Source organism: Bacillus sp. (in: firmicutes), from assembly GCA_012842745.1.
GTDB lineage: Bacteria > Bacillota > Bacilli > Bacillales > Bacillaceae_J > Schinkia.
Genome location: DUSF01000004.1, coordinates 86168 through 112644, shown reverse-complemented (window position 1 = coordinate 112644; position 26477 = coordinate 86168). Strand labels below are relative to the sequence as shown.

The window sequence follows — 26477 nt, the reverse complement described above, 5'->3', positions numbered from 1 at the left end:
TATGTAACTGTAGCTGATAATGTGAACGAACAAGTTGTTACCGGACTGAAAGCAGATACAAGCTATACATTTGCCATCAAAGCATTTAATGAAGCGGGGAAAGAGAGCGAATTGCTTAGTGCAAAAGTAACGACAGCCAAACCTTCAAGCGGTTCCGGAGGTAGTTCAAGCAGCTCTGATGACGAAGAAAATAAAAGTAGCAACCTGTCATCCGGCAATACTGATTTAAATGACCTGGCAATTTGGAGCAACGGCAGGAAGCTGTCATTAACACCATCTTTTTCTCCAAACATAACTCACTATACGATTAAAACAAAAGCGGAGAAAATTGAATTGCTGGCAAATCCGGCGAAGGACAAGTCAAAGTTGACACTGCAAGGGAAACCATTAGGAAATGGGCAAGAGGTTACTTTAAAAGAAGGAGAAAATAAGTTTGAAATCCTTGTCCAAGCAGAAAATGGTAAGAAGAAGTCTTATATTATTACGGTTATTAGGGAATCAGAGAATTCACAGGAAACAAAGGAATCCAATGAATTTAATGAACCAAAAAGCCCGGTTAGCTCCACTATTGAATTTAATGACAGTGTAGGCCATTGGGCGGAAAGCTATATTAATCAGGCCTCAGCTAGGGGAATTGTAGGTGGTTACCCAGATGGAACGTTTAAACCGAACAACCCAGTCACTCGTGCTGAATTCACCGTGATGCTCGCAAAAGCATTGAAGCTAGAAGGAACAGCTGCACCTACCGAATTTGCTGATAGTACCCAAATAGGAGCATGGGCAAAAGAGGCCATTGACCGCATGGTACAGGCTGGAATTGTTTCCGGCTACAATGATGGTAGCTTCCGACCAAGCGCCTCCATTACAAGAACGGAAATGGCGGTGATGTTTGCTCGGGCAATGAAGCTGGAATTAGCCGCAAATGCAGTAAGTCCATTTGCAGATGACGAAGCAATCCCAACATGGGCGAAAGGGGCAGTGAATGTCGTGCACAAAATCGGTATCGTGAATGGTCGCAGTCAGAATCAATTCGTTCCAAGCGGCTCTGCAACACGTGCCGAATCCGCAGCCATGCTTATTCGGATGTTGGAACAAGAGGAAATTCAATAAGGATTTTAAATGCAAAATAATCATGATACAGACAGTATATGATAAAGCATCCATACATAAGTGTGGATGCTTTTCTGTTTTAAATAAGCCCTTGTAAAGTTATGACTTTATCATGACTATTGTCATAAAGAATATGACTTTTAAAAAGTATAATTGTTTTTACCATGTTTATTTATAGGAATTAAAAAGTTATGGGGGTTTTTATGACGAAGAAGCATGTAAGTTTCCTACTAACAATTATCTTATTATTTATTCTTCTCCCTTTTACAGTAACCGCAAGGGATATGCAAGCTGAAGTGCCTGTTGAGGAAGATGTTCATAAGGAAGAAGATATTCTAGAAGATGCCGACTTAGAATATGAATTTAGTATTACGCAAACAGACGAAAATTTTTTTCAATTCAATAAAGACACCGGCACTATAACAGGATATATAGGTACAGAAGTAAATGTAGTCATTCCTGAAAGAATACAAGGGGTAACCGTAAAAAAAATAGGGGATAGAGCTTTTAAGGAGAAAGGATTACAAAGTGTTATTATCCCAAATAGCGTAACTAGTATTGGTAATGATGCCTTTTCTCATAATCAACTAAAAGAAGTTAATATCCCAAATAGCGTAATTGATATTGGAGAATCAGGTTTTCAATCCAATCAACTTACAAAAGTGGTTCTTTCAAATAACATGACTACAATTAAGTTACTTACCTTTGCAGACAATCAATTGGAAAATGTGTCTGTCCCGAAAAGTGTTATTAGAATTGGTCAAGCAGCTTTTTATATGAATCCTATAGAATATATTTCAACACCAAAAAATATCGAAAATATTGTTTCAGATTCTATTCCGCCATCAGCTATCATAATAGCTGAAGAAAACAGTGCAGCTCATTCTTGGGCTGTAAAAAATGGTATGGCGGTGCAATTAGTAGGAAAAACCGCAACCTTTAATTTAAAAGGAGGGGAAGGTTACTTTCCTGACCATACTGTAAGTTTGGAAAATCCTTTAATTAAACCTAAAGCTATCCCTATTAAAGAAGGAGCAGTTTTTAAAAACTGGCGGACAGATAATAGGGAAGTTTATGATTTTAGGACTATAACAGGTGATATAACGATTCTTGCGGGATGGGAAGAATCAATTCAAGACGAAGGTGCATTCCAATTCGATAAAGACACCGGCACTATAACAGGATATATAGGTACAGAGGTAAATGTAGTCATTCCTGAAAGGATAGATGGGGTAACTGTAAAAAAAATAGGGGATAGAGCTTTTAAGGAGAAAGGATTACAAAGTGTTATTATCCCAAATACTGTAACAAGTATTGGGGACTCTGCATTTATGGTCAATCAGCTTCTAAGTATTGTTATACCAGATAGTGTAACTAGCATTGGTAACCACGCTTTCCAAGCTAATCAACTTACAAAAGTTAGTCTGCCTAATAATTTGACTAGAATTAATCTCCTTACTTTTGCGGGCAATCAATTGAAAAATGTTATTATCCCGGAAAGTGTTATTAAAATTGATGAAATGGCTTTTTACTTTAATCCTTTGGAATATATTTCTTTACCTAGAAATACTGAAATTATTGGTGCAGAAGCTGTTCCATCATCAGCAATCATAATAACAGAAGAAAACAGCACGGCTCATAAATGGGCTTTAAATAGCAGTAGATCAGTACAATTGGTCGGAAGGATTGCATCCTTTGATTTAAAAGGTGGGGAAGGTTCTTTCCCGTCTCATACAATTAAACCTGGCGAGCCTTTAGTCAAGCCTATTACCGTTCCTACAAAAGAAAATACTGTTTTTAAGAAATGGCGGACAAATACAGAGTCTGATTATGATTTTAAAACTATAACAGGCAATATTACGATTTTTGCGGAATGGGAAGAGGAATTATCGCCAGCTACACATCAACTTCTACCAGTACTTTCGGTACATCCAAATAAGTCATTCTCAACATTAGTTTATGACCCTAATCAGTTGTTGGTTGGAACCTTTACTAGTATTAATTCCAACGGCATCACGGGCAGTCTCACTGGGGTACGCATCAATTCGATGGGAGAAGAAGATGAAAATGGTAGCTTCACAAAATTACAAGGAATGTTAAATGGGGAAGACAATGAACAATTGGTAGAGGTGAAACTTTCTACAACTGGGCTGAGTCTGTATGTAAGGATGTACGCTGTACCTGCATTAGACGGTCAATTTGATGTCCATAAAATTACACCATAACAAGGAATCAAGGTGGTAATTATGAGGAATAGTATAGTGAGACGGATCAATCTTTTATTTTTAATCATTGTTTTAACAATTAGTACATTCCCTGCTAGTATATTAGGAGATGCAATAGAAAATCGGCTACTTCTTTCAGATGCTGATGGCAATATTATTCATGGAGAAGCATTGGAGAGCTTTCGCTTTCAAGTAAGTGGCTTGGATGATGAAATCTATCATTATGCATTTACAGAATTTGAGATTCGAAGAGATAATCAGCCTTATGCTACTTCTAAAGCACCGTCCCTCAGCCCGACAATTCGCATGGGAGATGCCTCTATGTATGTCTCTGAATCTAACCCAGTGCCAATATATGCTGTTTATTATCGTATTCATTATGTCGTACTTGGGGAAAGTACGGAGATAGCGACTGATTGGCGGCAAGCACTAGTAAGTGTTGCTGGGAACTCTATTCCGTTTTATTTTGTGCCACAGCTAAAGCAAAGTCTTTCGGTTGAAAGTGTGTCTCCTCTCACCGACATCACAGTATCTTATGGAACGGAGCGTTCGGCATTACTATTGCCATCTGCGGTAGAGGTTACCCTAAGCGATCAAACAAGCCGAAATATAGGTGTCACATGGGACAGTGGAAGTCCAACGTATGACGGCAACACAGCGGGAGAATATACATTCACCGGAACGTTGGCAGGGGATGTAGCGAATCCACTAAACTTGAATGTAAAATTAAAGGTAGTAGTAAATCCGGCACCTATCGTTCCGGACACTGCAACTATTCAAGTCAACCATCTAGACATTGATACGAATAATGTATTAGACAGAGAAATCATGACAAAGGAATTAGGGACACACACTGTAAACTCTAAAAATATACCAGGATATACCTTGGTAGATGCACCAAGTAAACAAGTGAGCCTGACTTCTAAAAATCAAGAAGTGGTTGTTGATTTTAAATACAGGGAAGATTTTGTAACTCCAGATACAGCGGTAATTATAATAAACCACATAGATATGGATACTAAAGTTGTATTAGAGGCAGAAACATTAACTAGGGAACTAGGAACTTACACAGTACATTCGAAAGAAATAGCAGGATATACATTAGCAGATGCTACTAGTAAAGAAGTAACTTTAACAACCGAGGACGGAGCGGTAACAGTAGAATTTAACTATAAAAAGGAAGATTTGTCGCTAGAAAACGTGGAGTTGCTTGCTGACATCGAGGTAGCCTATGGAACCTCCCGTTCATCATTGCCGTTACCTTTAACGGTTCAAGTGACGCTAACTGATCAAACAAGCCGAAGCCTAGGCGTCACTTGGGACAGTGGAAGTCCAACGTACGACGGCAATATAGCAGAAAAATATACATTTACTGGAACATTGGCAGAGGATGTTAGAAATCCACAGAACATAACAGCGAAGGTGAATGTGGTCGTCAAACCGAAGCAAACGGATTCTCCAAATCCGGAAGAACCAACAGCACCGATATGGCCAAATGGTAGCATATTATTCGTATCGAGCGTTGCACAAACAAGCGTGAAACTTTCTTGGCCAAGTGTGACCGATAACGCAGGAGTGACCGGCTACCGAATTTATGTCAATGGCATAGAGTATGTAACCGTAGAGAGTAACGTGAACGAACAAGTCATTACGGGATTGAAAGCAGGCACGACCTATACGTTTACCATCAAGGCATTCAACCTTATGGGAATGGAAAGTGAGGAACTTACCTCGATTGCACCGACGGCTAAATCGTCGGATAGCGATGGAAGTAGTGGAGGTGGTGGAGGAATTTCACTTAAACCAACACCTTCAAAAGCAAAGGAACCAACACCAGAAAAAATAGAGGAACCAGCGCTTAAACCTGGTGAAATGAATCCTACGTCTGCGGCATCAGCTGTAACGTTTTCGGACATCAAAGGTCATTGGGCAGAAAGCTATATTAACCAAGCATTAGCAAAAGGAATTATAGAAGGATATCCAGACAGGACAATTAAACCGAACGCATCGGTTACACGTGCTGAATTCGCCGTGATGCTTTCAAAAGCCTTGAAATTAGAAGGAACAGCTACATCTACAGGGTTTGTTGACAGTCAACAAATCGGTTCATGGGCGAAAGAGGCTATTGACCGTATGGTCCAAGCAGGAATTGTTGCCGGGTATGATGACGGTAGCTTCCGACCAAGTGCTTTCATTACTCGAATGGAAATGACCGTGATGTTCGCTCGGGCAATGAAACTGGAATTGGGTGCAAATGCTGTAAGTCCATTTGCAGATGACGAAGCGGTTCCAACATGGGGGAAAGGGGCAGTAAATGCTGTGCACAAAATCGGTATCGTGAATGGTCGCGGCGAAAATCATTTCGTTCCAAACGGTACAGCAACACGGGCGGAAGCGGTGACCATGCTCATTCGCATGTTGGATCAAGAGGAAAATCAATAAGGATTTCTTGATAGAAAATAGTCATGGTACGGATAGTCGATTAAAAAGCATCTGCACATAAGTGTAGATGCTGTTTAATTTAAAGCAGGCGGCCTTAAAGTTATGACTTATTCATGACTTATTCATGACTTATTCATGACCTTTATCATAAATAAGATGACTTTTTAAAAGTATAATTTTACTTGCCAATAACGGCGCAATTCTAGCATGGGTGAAAGGGGTAGTAAATGTCCTGCGCGTCAATTTTGGCCTATAGTCACTTTTTGACTAGCCAAAGGTCACTACTTACGTTTAGGGCACCAATAAATGTAGCATCTGTGATAAAGTGAGGTCTTTAAAGGAGAATCACTGAAAAAAATCGAAAGGAGATAAGAATGGTAAATAAAGATGATTCCTATTGGATGAATAATAAAGCATTGTTATTTACAGTCCTTTTTACAATTGTTCAATTGGTTTTTGGAGCATTCCAAAGCAGTTTAGTTTCGAAGGCTTATGCAGAAGGTTATATTATTAAAACTATTGTTGGAACTGGAAAAGCTGGATATTCGGGGGACGGAGAATCTGCTACAGCAGCTCAACTGTACGAGCCCCGTGGATTGGTTATTGACAACAGCGGCAATCTTCTCATTGCGGACACAGTCAATTTTAAAATTCGTAAAGTAGACAGCGATGGCGTCATTACGACGATTGCTGGAAATGGAACTGAAGGAAATTCAGGGGACGATGGACCAGCTACCGAAGCACAATTGGCACATCCATATGGAATGGCTATTGATAATAGCGGCAATCTCTTCATTGCCGATGATGGTAATCATCGAGTTCGTAAGGTGGACAGTAAAGGCAGGATTACGACCATTGCGGGGGTTGGAGGTTATGGTGAAGGATGCGGATATTCAGGGGACAATGATTCTGCTACAGCAGCTAAACTGTGCAGCCCCCGTGGATTGGTTATTGACAACAGCGGCAATCTCTTCATCGCCGACAATTGGAATAACCGTGTTCGTAAAGTGGACAAAGGTACGATTACGACCATCGCCGGGAATGGAGCTGGAAATTATTCGGGGGACGATGGGCTTGCTACGAAGGCTACGTTGTATGGGCCGACGGACTTGGCTATTGACAACGGTAATCTGTTCTTTACGGATTCATTCAATCATCGAATTCGTAAAGTGGACAGTGATGGCGTCATTACGACCATTGCGGGGTTTGGAGCTAGAGGTCAAGGAGGAGGATATTCAGGGGATAATGGACCTGCTACAGAGGCTCAATTGAATACTCCACAACAATTGGTTATTGACAGCAGCGGTAATCTCTTCATTGCGGACACATACAATCATCGAATTCGTAAAGTGGATAGCGACGGCACGATAACAACCATTGCTGGAAATGGAACTAAAGGATATTCAGGTGACAACGGACCTGCGACGGAGGCTCAATTAAGTACACCACATGGCTTGGCTATTGATAACAGCGGTAATCTCTTCATTGCGGACACGGCAAATCATCGGATCCGGATGCTTTCACCTGCTTATAACATCACATACAATGGCAACGGACATGACGCCGGGGCTGTACCGAGTGACAGTGCTTATTATGAAAAAGGGACTTCAGTTACCGTATATGGCAACATGGGTAATCTTACTAAAGCGAACCATACATTTGCGGGCTGGAATACGAAAGCTGATGGCAGCGGAATAACGTATATGGAGGATGCTCAGTTTCCAATGGGGGCAGGTGACATGACATTATATGCCAAGTGGGAAGCCAATCAATATACGGTCACATATGATGGCAATGGTTCAACAGGGGGGACACCTCCAAATGCAATGAGCTATGAATACAATGCAAATGTAATCGTAGCGGGTCAGGGCAGTCTTGTGAAATCAGGTTATGTATTTGCCGGCTGGAACACAGCCGCCGATGGAAAAGGGGTTAATTATGCGGCAAATGATACGTTTATAATGGGCAGCTCACCTATTACTTTTTATGCGAAGTGGATAGAAAAACAGGCACCAATAGTAAGCGACTACCAAGAGGCGACTATGAAAAATACTCAAGTGAACGGAGCGGTAGCAGCAACAGATGCAGATGGTGATCCTCTCACCTATACTAAGGGGAGTGATCCAACAAATGGAACAGTCCAAGTGAATTTGGACGGGACTTGGCTATATACACCGAATACCGATTATGTTGGAAAAGATAGTTTTACAGTTTTAGTGAATAACGGATATGGCGGAAGTGCAACGTCCACTATTACGATTACCATCCAAAAACCCCCATCAACAGAAGCGATTGTACAAACTGGGCTGATTGTTGGGGTCAGTGATACAAAGGCAACATTTAGTGGAACAGTAATATCAGATGGAGACTCACCTGTTACAGAACGTGGTTTTGTTTATTCAACTGATAGGAATGTGACAACGGCCGATACAATTGTCATCTCTGGAAGCGGGACAGGTGTGTTTACGGCAGATGTAACAGGCTTGAATCCGGACACAACGTACTATGTTCGCGCTTATGCGGAAAACGAAAATGGGATTGCTTACGGTTCAATTGTATCTTTTTTAACAACTAGTACACCTCGGCCTATTTTTAATCAAAAACCTGTGGCAACCAATGTAGATGTTACTGGAACAAAAATGGTAGGTTCAACATTAACAGGTAGTTATGCTTATCAAGATGTAGACGGTGATGCAGAAGCGAAATCAACCTATAAATGGTATCAAGCAAGCGACCAAAATGGGACTAATGCAGTACCTATTACAGGAGCAACGAATACAACTTACAAACCAGCTCCAGATGATATTGGAAAATATATCGCCTTTGAAGTTACACCAATTGCAACAACTGGAGATACAATTGGAATCGCTACAATGAGTCCATATGTTGGGCCAATTAAATCACCGGAAGGTAGTACAAATAATGCTGGAGGTAGTGAAAGTAGCGGCGGTGGCACAATTTTGCCTCCAAAAAACGCCTATTATATTTTAGCTTCTGTTGGGGGAATTATTGAATACGAAGGTGCAAAAATTGTCATTCCAGCTACCGCCCTTCGCCGTAATTTTACAGTAGTCATAAAGAAAGAAGCTGGTACTTCTAATCTGCTAATACAAGAAAACAGTAAACTAATTAGTGATGTTTACGAAATTACGAAAGATCAAGCAGGCAATTTCGATAAAGCTGTCACGATTACGCTACCATTCGACAAATCAAAATATGATGAAACAAACTTTACGGTTAGTATAGTCTTGTTCAATGCAGCAACGAAGGAATGGGCCGAACTTGAAAATGTAAAACTAGATATAGTTTCCGGTAAAGTAAGTGGTGAAGTGAATCATTTTACTAAATTTGCTGTTTTAGCAACTAAAAAGGAAGAATTAACGGTACAAGAACAAATAGAGACTATTCAGCCGCTAAAAGATTCTTTCACTGATATTAAAGGACATTGGGCAGAGAAGGAAATTGAAGGGCTAGTTTCAAAAGGTATAATCAAAGGGTTCCCAGATGGAACTTTCATGCCGAACAACAACATTTCAAGAGCGGAGTTTGCATCAATAACAGTTAGGGCGCTTGGCTTAACATGTGAACAGGGTAAAACATTCGCAGATACAACGAGCCACTGGGCAAAGGATTGCATCTCAACAGCCGTGGCAAATGGAATCGCAGCAGGCCTAGGAGCAGATAAATTCACACCAAACGATTCAATTACTCGAGAACAAATGGCAGTAATCATTGCTCGTGCAGCTAAGTTAGATGTTCAAGAAGCTGGTACTGCCTTTAAAGACGATACCGAAATTTCTGCTTGGGCCAAATCATTCATCGCCGCAGTGGCAAAACATCAATTAGTAGGTGGCTTCCCAGATGGGACCTTCAACCCAAAAGGAAAAGCGACAAGAGCAGAAGCTGTTGTGATGATTACTAGATTGCTAAAATAATCAACAACGAACTCCTTCAGTTATATGGAAGGAGTTCGTTTTGTTTTCTTTTGCCTATAGTCACTTTTGGGCCAGCTCAAGGTCACTAATTACGTTTTTGATGAATAATTAAGATAGAAAATAATCATATTACGGATAGTCTATGAAAAAAATGCTGTGGAAGTTAAACGTGTAACCGCATGCTTTTTATGCTATAATTCTTTCTAATATAAACAATGAATAAATGAAATGAACAGCAGTTACATTAGTAACTAAGTGTCATTTTAGCATTTAGTAGGGGGTGAATGACTCTGCTCAGTTTAACTGGGCATGAGTCCTCATTTGGACATAGTAAACATATTTTTGGTCGCCATTCTTATTGCGATGACAGGTTATTTTGTCGCAGCGGAATTTGCGCTTGTGAAAGTGAGAAGCTCAAGGATTGAACAATTGATTGATGAAGGGAATAAAAAAGCTCTCGCAGCGAAAAAGGTTATTAGCAATTTAGATGAATACCTTTCAGCTTGCCAATTAGGAATTACAATAACAGCTTTAGGGTTAGGTTGGTTAGGTGAACCAACGATTGAGCGACTGTTGCACCCTATATTTGAGAGCCTTCATATTCCTGATTCCGTTGCTACGGTCCTTTCTTTTGCGATTGCTTTTGCGTTGATTACATTCCTGCACGTAGTTGTTGGTGAATTGGCTCCAAAAACTTTAGCAATTCAAAAAGCTGAAGAAGTCAGCTTAAGAACTGCTAAATCATTGATGATATTCTATAAAATTATGTATCCATTTATTTGGGTGCTGAATGGTTCTGCTCGTGGTCTAACAAGATTAGTAGGTTTGAAGCCAGCATCTGAACATGAAGTCGTTCACTCTGAGGAAGAGTTGCGTTACATTCTTTCTGAAAGCTATGAAAGCGGCGAAATCAATCAATCTGAATATCAATATGTACAAAATATTTTTGACTTTGACAATAGAATTGCCAAGGAAATTATGATTCCACGAACTGAAATGGTTGTGATTGAAAAAAGTCAGACAATGCAAGAGCTTATCGAGTTAATTCGCGAGGAACAGTTTACAAGATACCCTGTCATGGATGGGGATAAGGACAATATTATTGGGATTATTCATATGAAAGAGATTTTTAAAGATTTTGTTGGTGGCACCGTTAATCTAAATGATACAGTAGAACATTATATCAGACCATTAATTAAAGTCATTGAATCTCTTCCAATTCATGATTTGCTTTTGAAAATGCAAAAAGAACGAATTCATATGGCAATTTTAGTAGATGAGTATGGCGGAACATCTGGGTTAGTGACTGTTGAAAATATTATTGAAGAAATTGTCGGCGATATTCACGATGAATTTGATATTGATGAAAAACCGCCAATTCAAAAATTGGATGATGATGAATTTGTAGTTGATGGAAAGGTTTTAGTTGATGATATTAATGAACTTCTTGGAATACAAATAAACCATGAAGATGTTGACACAATCGGCGGCTGGATTTTAACGGAGAATTTAGATATAGAACAAGGTGATTATATTGAAAAGCTCGACTACCAATTTAAGGTGGTCGAAATGGAAGAGCACCATATTATCTCAGTAAAAATTACCCGCATGACTCCATCATTGGCCATTGTTTCAGAATAAAACATTTTTAGGAGAGCAATCAATTATTTGGTTGACTCTCTTTTTTATAGCTTTTTTTCATAATTTATAACTTGTCTAAATATACTAAAGTAGTAATGTTGCAGGGGGAGACAGTATATGGAAGAAGAAATAGAAGATATGATTGTTATGGCTTTTCTCCATTTAGCGTTGATTTTAGTGATCTGTGTAATAGGGAAGTTCACAAGTATTTTGTTATAAGGACTAGGATTCCTTGCTGGATTGCGTGGTATCAGTCCTTCTGGTGATAGTAGCGCTTATAGAACATCTGCATATCGTATTTATACGAGAAAAAATATGCATGGAAGCACAAGAACCGTCCGAGACGCCTGAAAAAATCGAGCCATTTCAAACTTATTGTCCTAGAATCACTTTTATTGTCCAATAAGAGGCATTTATTGTCGAGATCAGGCAACTTATTGTCCGCCCAAGGCGATTTATTGTCCGATTGCCATATATTTGAAATATATGTGCATTATGAAAACTACTTTTTCAGTACTATCGAACCGTCCCCTGCTTCCGAAAATGAGGTGTTGATATGAGCGTTATCAGAACAGATGAATGGTTAGTCAATTCTTACGATAACCCAATTGAATTATGTGAAAAGCTTACTGAATTTTTTGCTGGCGTTTCTGCTCCGGAAATTTATGACTATTTAACAGTGCATGGTATGTATCGCCCTTATCGTAGAGGAATGGAGCAAGTCGAGGTGATACGAAAAAATAAAGTGTGGGAAATTGCCGAGAAAGAGCAGCGCTTACTGCGGAAATTGTGGGGCGGGCCGAATGTCCCGATTTTTATTTTTCCAGCAGATTCGAGAAACCGCAAAATTAAACAAGAGTTTAACGGAAAGTCAGGCTTAGCCTTTAAGGACAAATTATTTTTATTTGTTTCAGAACAGACATCAGAAAATGAACTAAAGGCACTCTTGACCCATGAATATAATCATGTGTGCCGTTTATGTAAATTTTCGAAAAAAGAAGCAGATTATGTTTTATTAGATACGATTATTTTGGAGGGATTGGCGGAAAATGCCGTTCGGGAAAGATTCGGTACGCAATACCAAGCGGGCTATACATCATATTATTCAAATGATGAGCTTGAAAAAATGTGGCAAAGGTTAATCCTTCCAAATAGAAATATAAGAAATGTCCAACGTCAGCATCATGAGCTATTGTATGGAATGCGTTTATCATACCCGAAAATGCTTGGTTATTGTGTTGGCTATTATTTAGTGAAAAAATATGTAGATGAAAAGGGGATTGGTAGTAAAGATTTATTAGTCAAAGAAGCAAATGAAATTGCGCAAATATAAATGAAGCGGGACAAGGGACCCGCCCCTTGTCCCGCTTCATTTGTTTACCACCAGAAAAATGGAAGGAAAGCAAGTGTAGCAATCGATCCAAATGCAACGCCAATTCCAAATGCAGCAACACCAAAGCCCCAAGGCCTCCAAAATCCAAATCCAAAGCCTCCTAGATTTCGCCCGCCTCCAAATGGTCTAACATAAACATTCCGATTATCAACATGTGTTATCATACCTCTATGGACTCTTCCGTCACGAGTTCTTATTTCAACAGGCCTGCCAATATTTTTGCAACATAAATGATAATAATGTGCAGACATTCGTTCACCCCCTACATTCATATAATTGAGTACACAACAGTATATGAATGTGGACGAGTAGCTAGCTAGGACAAATATAGTAGGGTTTTCGTTTGAATTGTGAAAAGTTTTCGTTTTTTTCTTGTATTCTTGTTATACTATAGTGGAAAATCCTAAAGAATAATGAGTAGGAGTGTAGTATGGAAAATTGGTTAATAAATATTATTAATGATTATGGGTATATTGGAATTTTGCTTTTGATTGCACTGGAAAATATTTTTCCGCCAATACCTTCAGAAGTCATTTTGACTTTTGGCGGGTTTATGACAACTAATACTGATTTAACAATTACGGGCGTCGTAATTGCCTCAACGATTGGCTCCGTGCTTGGCGCTGTTGTCCTTTACGGAATCGGCTTGCTTTTAGACGTAGAAAATATGGAAAAAATCATTGACAAATGGGGGCGCATCCTGCGCTTAACAAGAGACGATTTATATAAAGCGGATGCTTGGTTTGATAAATATGGGCCGTGGACGGTATTTTTTTGCCGCTTTGTGCCGTTAATTAGAAGTTTAATTTCCATTCCAGCGGGAATGTCCAATATGAAATTCGTTTTATTTCTTATTTTGACAACAGTCGGAACATGTATCTGGAATATTGTACTTATTAAACTTGGCGCTTCAGTGGGGGAATCTTGGGATTCGATTGTGGGATATATGGATGTTTATTCCAATGTTGCTTATGTTGGGATTGTTATTGTTTTTCTTATTTTTCTGTTTACTTTTATTAAATCAAGGAAAGCAAAAAAAATGTGATTTAAAAAAAACATAACTATCTAAATACATAGGTGAAAAGGGCTGTCATCATTGTTTCTACTATAGCAATGATGACAGCCCTTTATTTCTAAGAAAGATGATCTGTCGCTAGTTGGTTTTTTGAGCGATTCATTTTCTTTATTTTACCTGCAACAATAACTGCGGCTATTACGAGAAATTCAAAGCCGTATTTCAAAAAGTCGTTTGCAAAAAATGTTTTCATGAAAGGTTCAGCAACAATCATTTTTGCCGCAGTCCAAGCTAGTATTCCGGAACCAATTGTAATAATAACCGGATAACGCTCCATCCATTTAATGATAATGGTGCTTCCCCAAACGACAATCGGAACCGAAATCATTAATCCTAAAATGACAAGCCAAACACTGCCCTGTGCTGCACCTGCAACGGCTAATACATTGTCAATCCCCATTGCTGCATCGGCAATAATAATCGTTCTAATCGCTGCCATTATACTATCACCAGCTTTTACTTCATGCCCTTTTTCCTCAACTAATAACTTATACGCAATCCAGACTAGGAGAATGCCGCCGACAAGCAGCAATCCTGGGACTTTTAGCAGCCATACAATCGCGATGGTTGCAAGGGCGCGGATGAGGACGGCGCCAATTGTTCCCCATAATATAACGGTTTTTTGTTTTTCTTTCGGTAAATTTCGTGCGGCAAGCCCAATGACAATGGCATTATCACCTGCCAAAACTAAATCGATGATAACAATTGCTAATAGTGCTGTAAGAAATTCCATTTCCATACCTCCATTTTATAAAAAATAAAAAAGACCCTTGCCCCATTTTTAAATAAGGCAAAGGTCTTGCTAAACATGTATCATGTTAACAAAGCCGATGGATAGCACTCCATGAATTGACGACTTTGTTTCAAGGTTAAACCTTGACGCTACTCCCCTTTGGAAAGAAAAGCTTAATTAAATTATGTATTTATCATATAAGGTATAGGGCGCTTTTGTCAATGATTAGATCTCGGTAAATGAAATTCAGTAATAGTGAAACTTTTGACGATTTGTAATCGTCTAATACTTATGATTTAATTAATACTTAGGGGGAATGGTGGATATTGTAATATATGTAATAATATAGGTAGTGCTTCAATTTATTAACAAAGCTTCAAGATTTATATGTTGCAACTTACATAAGAAAGTAGTAAGATACTTGTCATTGATTCCTTTTTTAATACGAATTTATTTATAAAATTAAAGATAGATTAAGAAAGAGAGAAGCAGCGTTAAAAGATAAGGGGGAATTCAAAATCATGAAGGGATTACTGACCAAAATCAAAAACTTTCAACCAAATATTGATGAAAAGTTTTTAATAGCTGCCATTTTTTTATTATGGATCAAATCATATATAGTTAATCGATTTATTTTTAATCTTCCTATTGGGAATCCTGTAGAGGAATTTATCCTTATCCTAAATCCACTTGCTCCTATTTTAATATTATTTATGCTTGCATTTGTAATTAGGAGAAAGTTAACTAGAAGGGTAATTGTAGTATGTAGCTTTATTTTTACATTTATCATGTTTGCAAATATGGTGTATTATCGCTTTTTCAACGATTTTATTACAATTCCGGTCTTGTTCCAAGTAAATAATTTCACTCAAATAGGCGGTAGTGCGTTAGAATTAATGAAGATTACGGATGTATTATTTTTTATTGATATTGCTTTATTAGCAATTATTGCTAGAAAGAAAGAAATAAAGATTTTAGCTGTCAGAAAGCCAATGAAACACTTTTTAATGCTTGCTTCTGTAGCTTTGCTTATTTTTAACGTAGCTTTAGCAGAAACACAAAGGCCGCAGTTATTAACAAGAACATTTGACCGTGCGATGTTAGTGAAATACCTTGGTGTTTACAATTATCATGTGTATGATTTATTTATGCATTCAAAGGCATCGGCACAACGTGCGTTTGCGGAAGGTAGCGACATCATTGAAATAGAAAACTATGTGAATGATGGCATTAAACAAGATAATGAAATGACTGGCATTGCTAAAGATAAAAACGTTATTTTAATTTCTTTAGAATCGTTCCAAAATTGGTTAATCAATTATGAAGTGGAAGGCCAACCAGTCACACCTTTCTTAAACGAATTAGTTCAAGAAAGTTTTTATTTCAATAATTTCTATCATCAGACTGGACAAGGGAAAACGTCTGATGCTGAGTTTTTAAATGATAACTCATTATATCCATTACCAAGTGGAGCAGTATTTACTCAAAATGCACAAAATAAGTATTATGCTCTTCCGGAAATTTTAAAAGAAAATGGCTATACAACGGCATCATTGCATGGCAACAATAAAAGTTTCTGGAATCGTGATTTAATGTATAAAGCATTGGGCTATGATCACTTTTTTGATGAAACATATTATCATGTAACGGATGAAAACTCAGTAAACTATGGTTTAAAGGATATACCTTTCTTTGAGCAATCAATACCGTTACTGGAGAGCTTGCCACAGCCGTTCCATGCCAAAATGCTTACATTAACGAACCACTTCCCGTATATTCTTGATGAAGGGGACATCGATTTCCCGCGTTTGCAAACTGGGGATGGTTCGGTAGACCGTTATGTACAAACAGCTAGATATTTGGATGAGTCATTGAAAGTATTTTTCGAACAGTTAAAAGAAAGCGGCCTTTATGATAACACGATTGTCGTCATGTATGGCGACCATTACGGTATTTCTGAAAACCATAATAGAGCGATGAGCCAAGTGATTGGAAAAGAAATAACACCAGATACTCAAATTGAATTGCAAAAAGTTCCATTTATTATTCACATTCCAGGAATGAAGGGAAAAACAATCAATACAATTGGTGGACAAATTGATGTTAAACCAACGATTTTAAACTTGCTTGGAATTAAACCGGATAAGGATATTGAATTTGGTGAAGATTTGTTTAGTAAAAACCGAAAAGATTTGGTTGTGTTCCGTGATGGAAGCTTTGTAACGAAGCACTTCATCTACACGCAAGGAACATGTTTGACAAAAGGAACGGGGCTTCCCGCAGATGAAATGTACTGTGAAAAGCCAAAAGAAACAGCTGAATACGAGCTTGAACTTTCGGATAAAGTTATTCAGCGCGACTTGCTTCGTTTCCTAAATGAACCTGTTGAAAATCTTACAAAAAAGAAAGCTAAATAAGACTGACTCAATTAAGGTCAGACACTCAACGTGATACTGTTTTAACAACTAGTGTTACGTTGAGTGTCAGGCCTTTTTGTTTTTCTGCTTCTTAAACGGATGGAGTACATTCGGTATAATTGCTGATAATCATTCATATTTTTTATACTGATAAGTATAACTTTTTATTGATATGGCCTAGAGAGGAGGAAGCATCATGTGGCGAAAAATTAGTAAAGCGGCGGTCATCGGTTCAGGTGTAATGGGCTCAGGGATTGCGGCGCATCTTGTAAACGTCGGAATTCCAACATTATTACTTGATATCGTACCTAGTGAATTGACTAAGGAAGAAATGGCACGAGGCTTTACTTTAGAAGATATGCAAGTTCGCAACCGTTTAGCAGTAGCGGCTAAGCAAAAATTGGTGATGAAAAAGCCAGCTCCGCTTACATCCAAGCGTCATCTAGATTTTCTTGAAATTGGAAATATCGAAGATCACCTCGAAAAGCTACATGAGGTTGATTGGGTTATAGAAGCTGTTGTTGAAAGAGTAGAGACCAAGAAAAAGGTTTTTGAAAAAATTGATAATGTTAGAAGGGTAGGGTCAATTATCAGTTCGAATACATCTGGTATATCAATAGAGGCAATGGCTGAAGGAAGATCAGATGATTTTAAAAAGCATTTTCTTGGCACCCACTTTTTTAATCCACCCCGATATTTAAAACTACTCGAAATTATTCCCACTAAAAATACTGACAACTATGTTCTCGAATTTATGAAAAGTTTTAGTGAAAATGTTCTTGGTAAAGGTGTTGTTGTTGCGAAGGATACTCCGAATTTTATTGCCAATCGGATTGGTACGTATAGTCTTTTAGTTACTGTAAAAGAAATGTTGGAAGGTGGCTATAGTATTGGTGAGGTTGATTTAGTGACAGGTCCAATCCTTGGTCGTCCAAAGAGTGCAACATTCAGGACATTAGATGTTGTCGGTCTCGATACGTTTGTATTAGTGGCAAATAATATTGCCGAAAAAGTAACCGGCGCTGAACGAAAAGTATTTGAGATACCTGCTTTCATGGAAGATATGCTTGAAAAAAACTGGCTTGGCAGTAAAACAGGGCAAGGCTTTTATTTAAAAAAAGAAAATGAACTTTTTGAGCTGAATGTTAAAACGATGCAATATGAACGACAGAAAAAGCTAGAGGCTCCTTCAATTGAAATGAGTCAGAACACAAAAAGTTTAAGCGATAGGTTAAAAATGCTTGCTTATGCAAATGATCGGGCGGGAAAATTTGTATGGAATATTTTAAAACGAACGCTTCTTTATTCAGCCCAGTTAGTCGGTGAGATTGCTGATGATATTGTAGCGATTGATAAAGCGCTAAAGTGGGGCTTCGGTTGGGAGCTAGGGCCATTTGAAACATGGGATGCCATTGGGCTAGAAAAATCAGTTCATATAATGGAGCAGGAGGGTGAGCAGATTCCAGGGTGGATTAAGGAGTTGTTAGAAACTGGAAGAAAATCTTTTTATGAAAAAAATGATGGCGTTATAAGCTTTTATCATAATCGTGAAAGCAAGGTTTTGCCGAAAAACCCTAAAGAAATTTGTCTTCGGCAATTAAAAGAGCGGGGCGGTGTCATTAAGAAGAATAGTGGTGCAAGTTTACTAAATATCGGTGATGGTGTAGCGGCATTGGAATTCCATTCCCTTAATGATGCGATTGGACTTGATATGATTCAAATGATGCATTATGCCGTTGATGAAGTAGAAAAAAATTACCGTGGGCTTGTCATTGGTCATCATGGTGGTAATTTTTGCGTTGGTGCTAATTTGGCTTTCATTCTTATGGAAGCCCAAAATGATAATTTTTTTGAAATTGAATTTGTTGTTCGTCAATTTCAAAACGCCATGATGAGGGTGAAATATTGCAAGAAGCCGGTCGTGGCAGCACCGTTTGGGCTTGCTTTAGGTGGCGGGGCCGAAATATGCCTTGCTGCAGATGCTATTCAAGCATCTAGCGAAACGTATATTGGGCTTGTTGAAACAGGTGTTGGCGTTATTCCTGGGGGAGGTGGCAATAAGGAGCTTTATACGCGCCATTTAGAAAGGCGATTGACGGAGTATGACTTCAAGGCTCGTGGTGATGTAGGTGCAAATGCTAATGCAAAGATTGCTGTTTACGACTTGCATAAAGCAGCTCAGGCAACTTTTGAAACAATAGCGATGGCTAAGGTTTCAACATCGGCACATGAAGCAAAAGAAAAGGGCTATTTACGTATGAGTGATAGCATAACATTCAATAATGATCATTTGTTATATGATGCAAAACAAAAAGTGCTTACCCTCAATGCTAGCGGATATCAGGCACCGCAACGGAGAAAAATAGCCGTTGTCGGAGAAGCTGGCTATAGTGCGCTACTACTTGGCGCTATAAATATGAAAAACTCAGGCTATATTTCAGAGCATGATTTGAAGATTGCAAAGAAGCTTGCTTTCGTTATCGCAGGTGGTCGAGTTCCTGAGGGCATGTTTGTTGATGAACAATATTTATTAGATTTAGAACGGGAGGCTTTTTTAAGCTTAGTCGGAGAACGGAAAACACAAGAAAGAATGCAACATATGCTTTTAAAGGGGAAACCATTATGGAATTGAAAGGAGTGGAAAGCTTTGAAAGAAGCGGTTATTGTTGCTGGCGCCAGAACACCAGTTGGTAAAGCAAAGAAAGGTACACTTGCGAATGTCCGTCCGGACGATTTAGCCTCATTAACGATAAGGGAAACGTTAAAGCGCGCCGGGGGCTATAGTGGAAATATTGATGATGTTATTATCGGCTGTGCCGTCCCAGAAGCGGAACAAGGTATGAATATGGCTAGGCAAATTGCAGCATTAGCAGGCTTGTCTTATGAAACACCGGCAGTTACCATTAATCGTTATTGTTCGTCGGGATTGCAATCAATCGCCTATGGTGCTGAGCGAATTATGCTTGGTTTAGCAGATGCCATTATTGCTGGTGGTGCTGAGTCAATGAGCTTAGTGCCAATAACGGGCCATGTCGTCAAGCCTAATGTAAAGTTAGTTGAACATGCACCTGAATATTATATGGCAATGGGCCATACCGCAGAAGCTGTTGCAAATAAATTTAAGATTACTAGAGAGGAGCAGGATGCCTTTTCTGCCCAAAGCCATGCTAAAGCAGCAAGAGCATTAGCTGAAGGGAAATTTACGGAAGAAATCGTTCCTGTTGAGGTTATCCGGCGTTCAATTGACGATGATAACAGGCTGAAAGAGGAAACAGCCAGTTTTATGCAAGATGAAGGAGTTCGTGTAGAAACAACAGTAGAAATTTTAAGTAAACTAAAGCCAGCCTTTGCTGCCGAAGGAACTGTTACTGCCGGAAATTCTTCGCAAATGAGTGATGGTGCGGCAACTGTTTTATTAATGGATCGAGACAAAGCACAAAGTGAGGGACTGCAGCCGTTAGCGCAATTCCGCTCATTTGCAGTGGGAGGCGTCCCGCCTGAAATTATGGGCGTGGGTCCTGTCGTTGCCATCCCGAAAGCTTTAAAGCTTGCGGGGCTAGAGCTGGCGGACATCGGTTTAATTGAGTTAAATGAGGCCTTTGCTTCGCAGGCGATTCAAGTTATTCGTGAGCTTCGGTTGGACGAAGAAAAAGTGAATGTAAATGGTGGGGCAATTGCTTTAGGACATCCGCTTGGCTGTACCGGAACTAAGTTAACATTGAGCTTACTTCACGAAATGAAACGCCGCAATGTTCAGTTCGGTATCGTGACGATGTGCATTGGCGGAGGCATGGGCGCAGCCGGGGTGTTTGAATTAATTAATTAGTAATTGTGAACTTCGTGGAAAAGTGCCGCAATTTTGTGGATATATACCGCGATTTCGTAGATATGTACCGCAATTTCGTGGATAAAGCATAAATTAGTGTAATTAGATTCATGAAAATAAGCCCGTTTTCTAGGTAAGTGATTCAATTTTATGAGTAAAGCATCAGGAACTCCGCGAAAAGGAGGAATTTTACATGTCCAATTCCAATCAACTAATTAAAGGAGCGCAATTTTTATTTGATGATAGCCCTTGTCAAAGTGTGTTTACTCCAGAAGATTTCACAGAAGAGCATAAAATGATTGCCAAAACAACGGAAAATTTTATAATCAACGAAGTAATGCCTCACCTTTCACAATTAGAAAACCAACAGTTTGATAAATCCGTAAAACTACTAAAGCAAGCTGGGGAGTTAGGCCTGTTAGCTGTAGATATTCCAGAGGAATACGGCGGGGTAGGTCTAGATAAACTCAGCTCCGCACTTATTGCTGAGAAATTCGCCATTGCTGGCGGTTTTTCAATTTCACATGGCGCCCATGTTGGAATTGGTAGCCTTCCCATTGTATTTTTCGGAAACGAACAACAAAAGCAAAAATATCTTCCACACTTAGCGACAGGTGAAAAACTTGCGGCCTATGCCTTAACAGAGCCTAGTTCCGGCTCTGATGCCCTTGGCGCAAAAACAACAGCAATACTAAATACGGAGGGCACACATTATATTTTAAATGGTGAAAAGCAATGGATTACAAATTCGGCGTTTGCGGATATTTTTATCGTCTATGCAAAAGTCAATAACGAACATTTTACAGCCTTCATCGTCGAGCGCGATTTTCCTGGTGTATCGATAGGGTCCGAAGAAAACAAAATGGGGATTAAGAGCTCATCGACGTGTCCCCTCATACTCGAAGATGTACCTGTGCCAAAGGAAAATGTAGTGGGTGAAATAGGAAGAGGTCATGTAATTGCATTTAATATTTTAAATGTGGGACGGTATAAGCTTGCTGTTGGAACGATTGGCGCATCAAAGCGGGCTCTTGAATTATCAGTGAAATATGCAAATGAACGCCAGCAATTTAAAACTCCAATTGCGAATTTTGGACTTATCCAAGAAAAACTAGCCAATATGGCTACAAAATTATATGCAATGGAAAGCTCGGTTTGGCGAACAGTTGGATTATTTGAAGAACAAATGAGCGTTTTAACAGAAGAAGAAAGAAAAGATGGGCGAGCAAACGCGAAAGCAATCGCTGAATACGCAATCGAATGTTCACTAGGAAAAATATTCGGCAGCGAAACCCTTGATTCTATTGCTGATGAAGGTGTGCAAATCCATGGTGGGTATGGCTTTATGACAGAATATGAGATTGAAAGAATTTATCGGGATTCGCGGATTAATCGTATTTTTGAAGGAACAAATGAAATTAACCGTTTAATTGTTTCAGAAACCCTACTTAAAAAAGTGCTGAAAGGAGAGCTTCCGCTTTTCCAAAAGGCACAAGCATTACAAGAAGGGCTTTTAATGATGGTGCCTGAGGAAATTGGAGACCGTATTCTTGAACAAGAACAATATTTTAGTAAAAACGCTAAAAAAATTGCTATTCTCACAGCAGGGATAGCGGCCCGAAAGTTAGGGTCAGCCCTTGAAAAGCAGCAGGAAATCCTTAGTAATATTGCTGACATCATTAACAATATTTATGCAATGGAATCTGCCGTTCTGCGAACTGAAAAAGCAATCGACCGAAATGGTGCAGAAAAAAACAAACAAAAAATAGTATACACCGAAATTTATTGCCAAGAGGCATTTAATGAAATTGAGGCCCATGCAAGGGAAACGATTGTGGCACTGGAGTCTGGTGATGCTTTAAGAATGATGCTGGCAGCTCTTCGCAAGCTAACCCGTCATACTCCAATCAATATAATCGCTAAAAAACGGGAAGCAGCAGCGGGAGTAATTGCCGCACAAAAATATATTGTTTAAAGATGTGGAGGGATGCTGTAATAATTTATCGAAATTTCGCATAAAGGGCGGGCCATCCAATTAGCTGAAATTACCAACTATGGATGGCCTTCTTACATTTTTCCTAGTAGACCGTAGCACATAAATCCCACTAAAAATTATGAAATCCACAGAGGGATATGGTAAAATAATTATTAATATGGATAAGGAGGAAACAGATGGCAATTACGTTTTATTGGTACCCTAAATGCGGTACATGTCGAAATGCAAAGAAATGGTTAGAAAGTCATAATATTCCTTTCAATGAAATACATATTGTGGAAAATACACCTTCAAGAGAACAGCTTGAAGAGTTTTATAAAAAAAGCGGCCTTGAATTGAAGAAATTTTTTAATACAAGCGGCCAAAAATATCGGGAACTTGGATTAAAGGACAAAGTAAAAACTGCAAGCGATGATGAATTGCTAAACTTATTAGCCTCCGATGGCATGCTTATTAAACGGCCAATAACGACGGATGGAAAAAAGGTTACTGTCGGTTTTAATGAGGAGCAATTTAAAGAAACTTGGTTATAAAAGCATAGTAAAGGTTTATTTACTACGGTATTAACCTATCCTTCAAAAGGATAGAAATTTAACTATAGAAATGAGTTATGGAGGGGTTTTCATGAGTATACCAAAGGATTTACGTTATTCAAAAGAGCATGAATGGGTAAAAGTAGAAGGAGATAAAATCCGCGTAGGAATTACAGATTTTGCACAACATGAATTAGGAGATATTGTGTTTGTTGAACTTCCTGAAGTTGGCGCGGAATTAACGGCTGATGAACCATTTGGAAGCGTTGAATCAGTAAAAACCGTTTCAGAGCTTTATGCCCCTATCAGCGGGAAAGTTATTGAAATAAACAGTGATCTTGAAGATAGCCCTGAATTAGTAAATGAATCTCCATATGAAAAAGCATGGATGATTGTGGTTGAGCCGTCTGATTCTTCAGAATTGGATCAACTACTGACTGCTGAGCAATATGAGGAACTAATTAAAGAAGATTAAAACATTATTGAAAACCGGATGTAATTGCGATCCACGCTCTCATCCGGTTTTTACTATATATAGAAACTCTAACCAAGGTGGAGAAGTAGATTGGAACGAATCGATGTTGAGAAGGTAATTATTGTTGAAGGAATATCAGATAAGAAAAAAATTGAGCCACTTTTTCTTGATTTCGTTGAGATAATTTGTACAAATGGCACGGTGAGCACAGAAAAAATTGAAGAGCTTGTCAATGAATATGATCTTGATAACAAAGAGGTCTATATATTGGCTGATGCTGATTATGCTGGAGAAAAATTAAGAAAGCAATTTAAAAGGGAATTGCCAAATGCCATTCATATTTATATTGATAAAGTATATCATGAGGTTGCAACTACTCCTGAATATCATTTAGCAGCGGCTCTCTTAAACAAACATTTTAATGTTGATCCAAAGTATTTAATTAAATAAAGTTTCTAAAATGAAGGACAATTCTAAGCTGCCCGCTTTAGCATTGTCCTTTATTAGTTTAGACACATATGTAATAAAATTTTATTGTAAAAATTAGGGAGTGTGCGAACATCATAAATTATGTTATAAAGATTGAAGCAGGATGAATTCGAATAGGAGTGCACCCAAAAAAGAAAAAAAGTGTTCGAATGTATATAGGGATTGAGGTGGAAGCATGAAGCCTATACATATAAAATCATGGTTTAAAAGTAAACGTTCTAAAACCGAAGGGGAAATGGAAGAACTTGTATTGAAAGCCCAAAGCGGAGATGGACGAATACGCCATGATTTGCTTGAGCAATACAAGCCATTTGTCAAAAAAGTTGTCTCGAAAGCATGCAAACGATATATATCGGAAGCAATGGACGAATTTAGTATTGGCTTGCTAGCGCTAAATGAAGCAATAGACCAATATAAGAAGGAGCAGGGAAGTAAGTTCTTAACCTTCGCAAGCATTGTTATTAATAGAAGAATAATAGATTATATTCGGAAAGAAAGCAGGCACCATCATATTTACTTGCCAGATGAAGAAGATGAAGATGGCAATATTCAAGAAAACTATATTGAGCGCAAAGCGTCTCTAGAAAAATATGAAGCAATTGAAGCAAGTAAAAAGAGAGTTGAAGAAATAAAGGAGTATCAAAAGCTGTTGTTAAGCTATGGCATAACCTTTGAGGCGCTAAGTGGCGAATGCCCAAAACATCTTGATGCAAGGGAAAATGCGAAAAGAATCGCCAAAATAGTTGTAGAAAATATTGAAATAAAGAAGGCACTTGTAGAAAAAAGACGACTGCCAGTAAAAGAATTAGAAACACTTGTATCGTGTAGCCGGAAAACAATCGAAAGGAATCGAAAGTATATTATTGCAATAGCTTTAATCCATATTGGTCAATTCCATGCTCTAAAATCTTATATTGAGCCGGAGAGAGGAGGGCACAGAAATGAATAAAGGAATTGTAATGGAAATCAAAAATCGGAAAGCAGTCGTTTTAACAACAGATGGAGCTTTTGAACATGTTACTCTAAAGCAAGGCCAACATATTGAAATTGGTTCAGAAATCGATGTGCCCGTATCAAACTACTTTAGTCTTTTTCAAGCTAAGCGGCTAGCCATTTCGATTGCAGCGGTTGTCGCTGTATTGCTTTTGTTTTTTACCCAGTTTTCAATGTTTAAGCAAAGTAATTTAGCTGTTGCCGCCTATATTAGCTTAGATATAAATCCGAGTCTAGAAGTAGGTGTAAATGAAAAATTAAAGGTTGTCGAAGTCATTCCAATAAATGAGGATGGAAAAAATATAGTTTCGCAAATTCAAGAAAACTATCGTAACCAATCATTGTCACAATTCATTAATCACACAATGGAATTAGCAAAAAAAGATGGTTATCTCAAAGAAAATCATGATGTATTAGTTACAACAACATACATTAATAAAAATGCCGAAGCAGCAGTTGAAGCTAATCTTAATGAAATTAAAAAGGATATAGAAACAGATGGTGTTGTTGTTACAACGTTAAAAGGTGATGAAAACACAAGAAAAGAGGCAAAGGATGTAGGAGTTTCAACCGGAAAGTATTTACTATATAAAGAAGCGAAGGAAAACCTGACGGTGGAGGAAACGAAGGATCTTTCCGTTACAAAAATTTATGAGAGGCTAGAACAAAAAAAGCAAAAGTCATCTAAAAAAGAAATTGAAAAACAACAAAAAACTGATAATAGAGCCGAGAAAAGAACTGAAAAAAATAATGGTAAAGAAGAAAATGGGAAAGACAAAACTCAAAATGTGATTAAAAAGCAAAATGACAGTAATAAAAACGCTAAAGATGTGAAAATCAAAAAAGACGAGAAAAACGCAAGCAATAAGAAAAGTGATAATGAAAATAATAAGAAAAACAAAGAAACGAATCCGAATATAAAAAAATCTTGGGAAGATTCCTCGCCAAAAAACAAGCAAACAGGCAATAGGAAGGACGATGAAAAACAAAACTATCGTATAGATAAACATCCAAACCAAAGTGATAAGCGGAAAAATGAACGAAGTCAAAAGGGAAACAATCAAGGTAAAGGCGGCAATAATCAAAAGCATAATAATTAGACAATATTTCTCAGGAAATAAAGACAAATTCCACTGTGATAGAGGAGTTTGTCTTTTTTTGGTGAGTATATTTTCAGAATTGTCGAACAAATAA

18 protein-coding genes are annotated in these 26477 nt (G+C 38.4%); 16 read left to right on the top strand and 2 right to left on the bottom strand.

Annotation, left to right across the window (positions count from 1 at the left end):
- The 6 genes from GX497_01025 to GX497_01000 all read left to right on the top strand — a co-directional run.
- Positions 1–1110 (top strand): hypothetical protein (locus GX497_01025; GenBank protein ID HHY71819.1); only part of this gene is annotated, 1110 nt, incomplete at its 5' end.
- 203 nt (positions 1111–1313) lie between these two features.
- Positions 1314–3335 (top strand): leucine-rich repeat protein, encoded by a 2022-nt coding sequence (locus GX497_01020; protein HHY71818.1) that lies wholly within the window; start codon positions 1314–1316, stop codon positions 3333–3335.
- 21 nt (positions 3336–3356) lie between these two features.
- Positions 3357–5777 (top strand): hypothetical protein, encoded by a 2421-nt coding sequence (locus tag GX497_01015; GenBank protein HHY71817.1) that lies wholly within the window; start codon positions 3357–3359, stop codon positions 5775–5777.
- A gap of 374 nt (positions 5778–6151) precedes the next feature.
- A complete protein-coding gene (locus tag GX497_01010; protein ID HHY71816.1) occupies positions 6152–9712 on the top strand; it encodes a cadherin-like domain-containing protein in 3561 nt (1186 codons plus the stop codon).
- A gap of 321 nt (positions 9713–10033) precedes the next feature.
- Positions 10034–11353: an HlyC/CorC family transporter gene (locus tag GX497_01005; GenBank protein ID HHY71815.1), complete on the top strand. Its 1320-nt coding sequence runs from the start codon at positions 10034–10036 to the stop codon at positions 11351–11353.
- A gap of 556 nt (positions 11354–11909) precedes the next feature.
- Positions 11910–12686, top strand: a complete 777-nt coding sequence (locus tag GX497_01000) for a DUF2268 domain-containing protein (GenBank protein ID HHY71814.1) — start codon at positions 11910–11912, stop codon at positions 12684–12686.
- A gap of 44 nt (positions 12687–12730) precedes the next feature.
- Here the strand turns inward: GX497_01000 and GX497_00995 are convergent, their stop codons facing one another.
- Positions 12731–12997 carry a hypothetical protein gene (locus GX497_00995; protein ID HHY71813.1) on the bottom strand — a complete coding sequence of 89 codons (267 nt, stop codon included), beginning with the start codon at positions 12995–12997 and terminating at the stop codon, positions 12731–12733.
- A 179-nt stretch (positions 12998–13176) separates the two neighbouring features.
- Between GX497_00995 and GX497_00990 the strand changes: the two genes are divergently transcribed.
- The gene (locus GX497_00990; protein HHY71812.1) at positions 13177–13791 is read left to right on the top strand and encodes a DedA family protein; all 615 of its coding nucleotides are present in this window, start codon (positions 13177–13179) and stop codon (positions 13789–13791) included.
- 88 nt (positions 13792–13879) lie between these two features.
- Here the strand turns inward: GX497_00990 and GX497_00985 are convergent, their stop codons facing one another.
- A complete protein-coding gene (locus tag GX497_00985; GenBank protein HHY71811.1) occupies positions 13880–14560 on the bottom strand; it encodes a TerC family protein in 681 nt (226 codons plus the stop codon).
- A gap of 515 nt (positions 14561–15075) precedes the next feature.
- Between GX497_00985 and GX497_00980 the strand changes: the two genes are divergently transcribed.
- The 9 genes from GX497_00980 to GX497_00940 all read left to right on the top strand — a co-directional run bounded on the left by GX497_00980 (position 15076) and on the right by GX497_00940 (position 26383).
- Entirely contained in the window at positions 15076–16971 is a 1896-nt protein-coding gene (locus GX497_00980; GenBank protein HHY71810.1) for an LTA synthase family protein, read from the top strand.
- 196 nt (positions 16972–17167) lie between these two features.
- On the top strand, positions 17168–19603 hold the full coding sequence (locus GX497_00975; GenBank protein HHY71809.1) for a 3-hydroxyacyl-CoA dehydrogenase: 2436 nt from the start codon (positions 17168–17170) through the stop codon (positions 19601–19603).
- 15 nt (positions 19604–19618) lie between these two features.
- On the top strand, positions 19619–20797 hold the full coding sequence (locus GX497_00970; GenBank protein ID HHY71808.1) for an acetyl-CoA C-acetyltransferase: 1179 nt from the start codon (positions 19619–19621) through the stop codon (positions 20795–20797).
- Between the two features lie 193 nt (positions 20798–20990).
- On the top strand, positions 20991–22772 hold the full coding sequence (locus GX497_00965) for an acyl-CoA dehydrogenase (protein HHY71807.1): 1782 nt from the start codon (positions 20991–20993) through the stop codon (positions 22770–22772).
- Positions 22773–22969: 197 nt separating this feature from the next.
- Positions 22970–23326, top strand: a complete 357-nt coding sequence (locus tag GX497_00960; protein HHY71806.1) for an arsenate reductase family protein — start codon at positions 22970–22972, stop codon at positions 23324–23326.
- A 91-nt stretch (positions 23327–23417) separates the two neighbouring features.
- On the top strand, positions 23418–23801 hold the full coding sequence (gene gcvH / locus GX497_00955) for a glycine cleavage system protein GcvH (GenBank protein HHY71805.1): 384 nt from the start codon (positions 23418–23420) through the stop codon (positions 23799–23801).
- A gap of 90 nt (positions 23802–23891) precedes the next feature.
- Complete coding sequence (locus GX497_00950) at positions 23892–24251, top strand: toprim domain-containing protein (GenBank protein HHY71804.1); 360 nt, start codon at positions 23892–23894, stop codon at positions 24249–24251.
- Positions 24252–24465: 214 nt separating this feature from the next.
- The gene (gene sigI / locus GX497_00945; GenBank protein ID HHY71803.1) at positions 24466–25239 is read left to right on the top strand and encodes an RNA polymerase sigma-I factor; all 774 of its coding nucleotides are present in this window, start codon (positions 24466–24468) and stop codon (positions 25237–25239) included.
- Positions 25232–26383 carry an anti-sigma factor domain-containing protein gene (locus tag GX497_00940; GenBank protein ID HHY71802.1) on the top strand — a complete coding sequence of 384 codons (1152 nt, stop codon included), beginning with the start codon at positions 25232–25234 and terminating at the stop codon, positions 26381–26383. Before sigI ends, GX497_00940 begins: the two co-directional genes overlap by 8 nt.
- Positions 26384–26477: the final 94 nt, after the last annotated feature.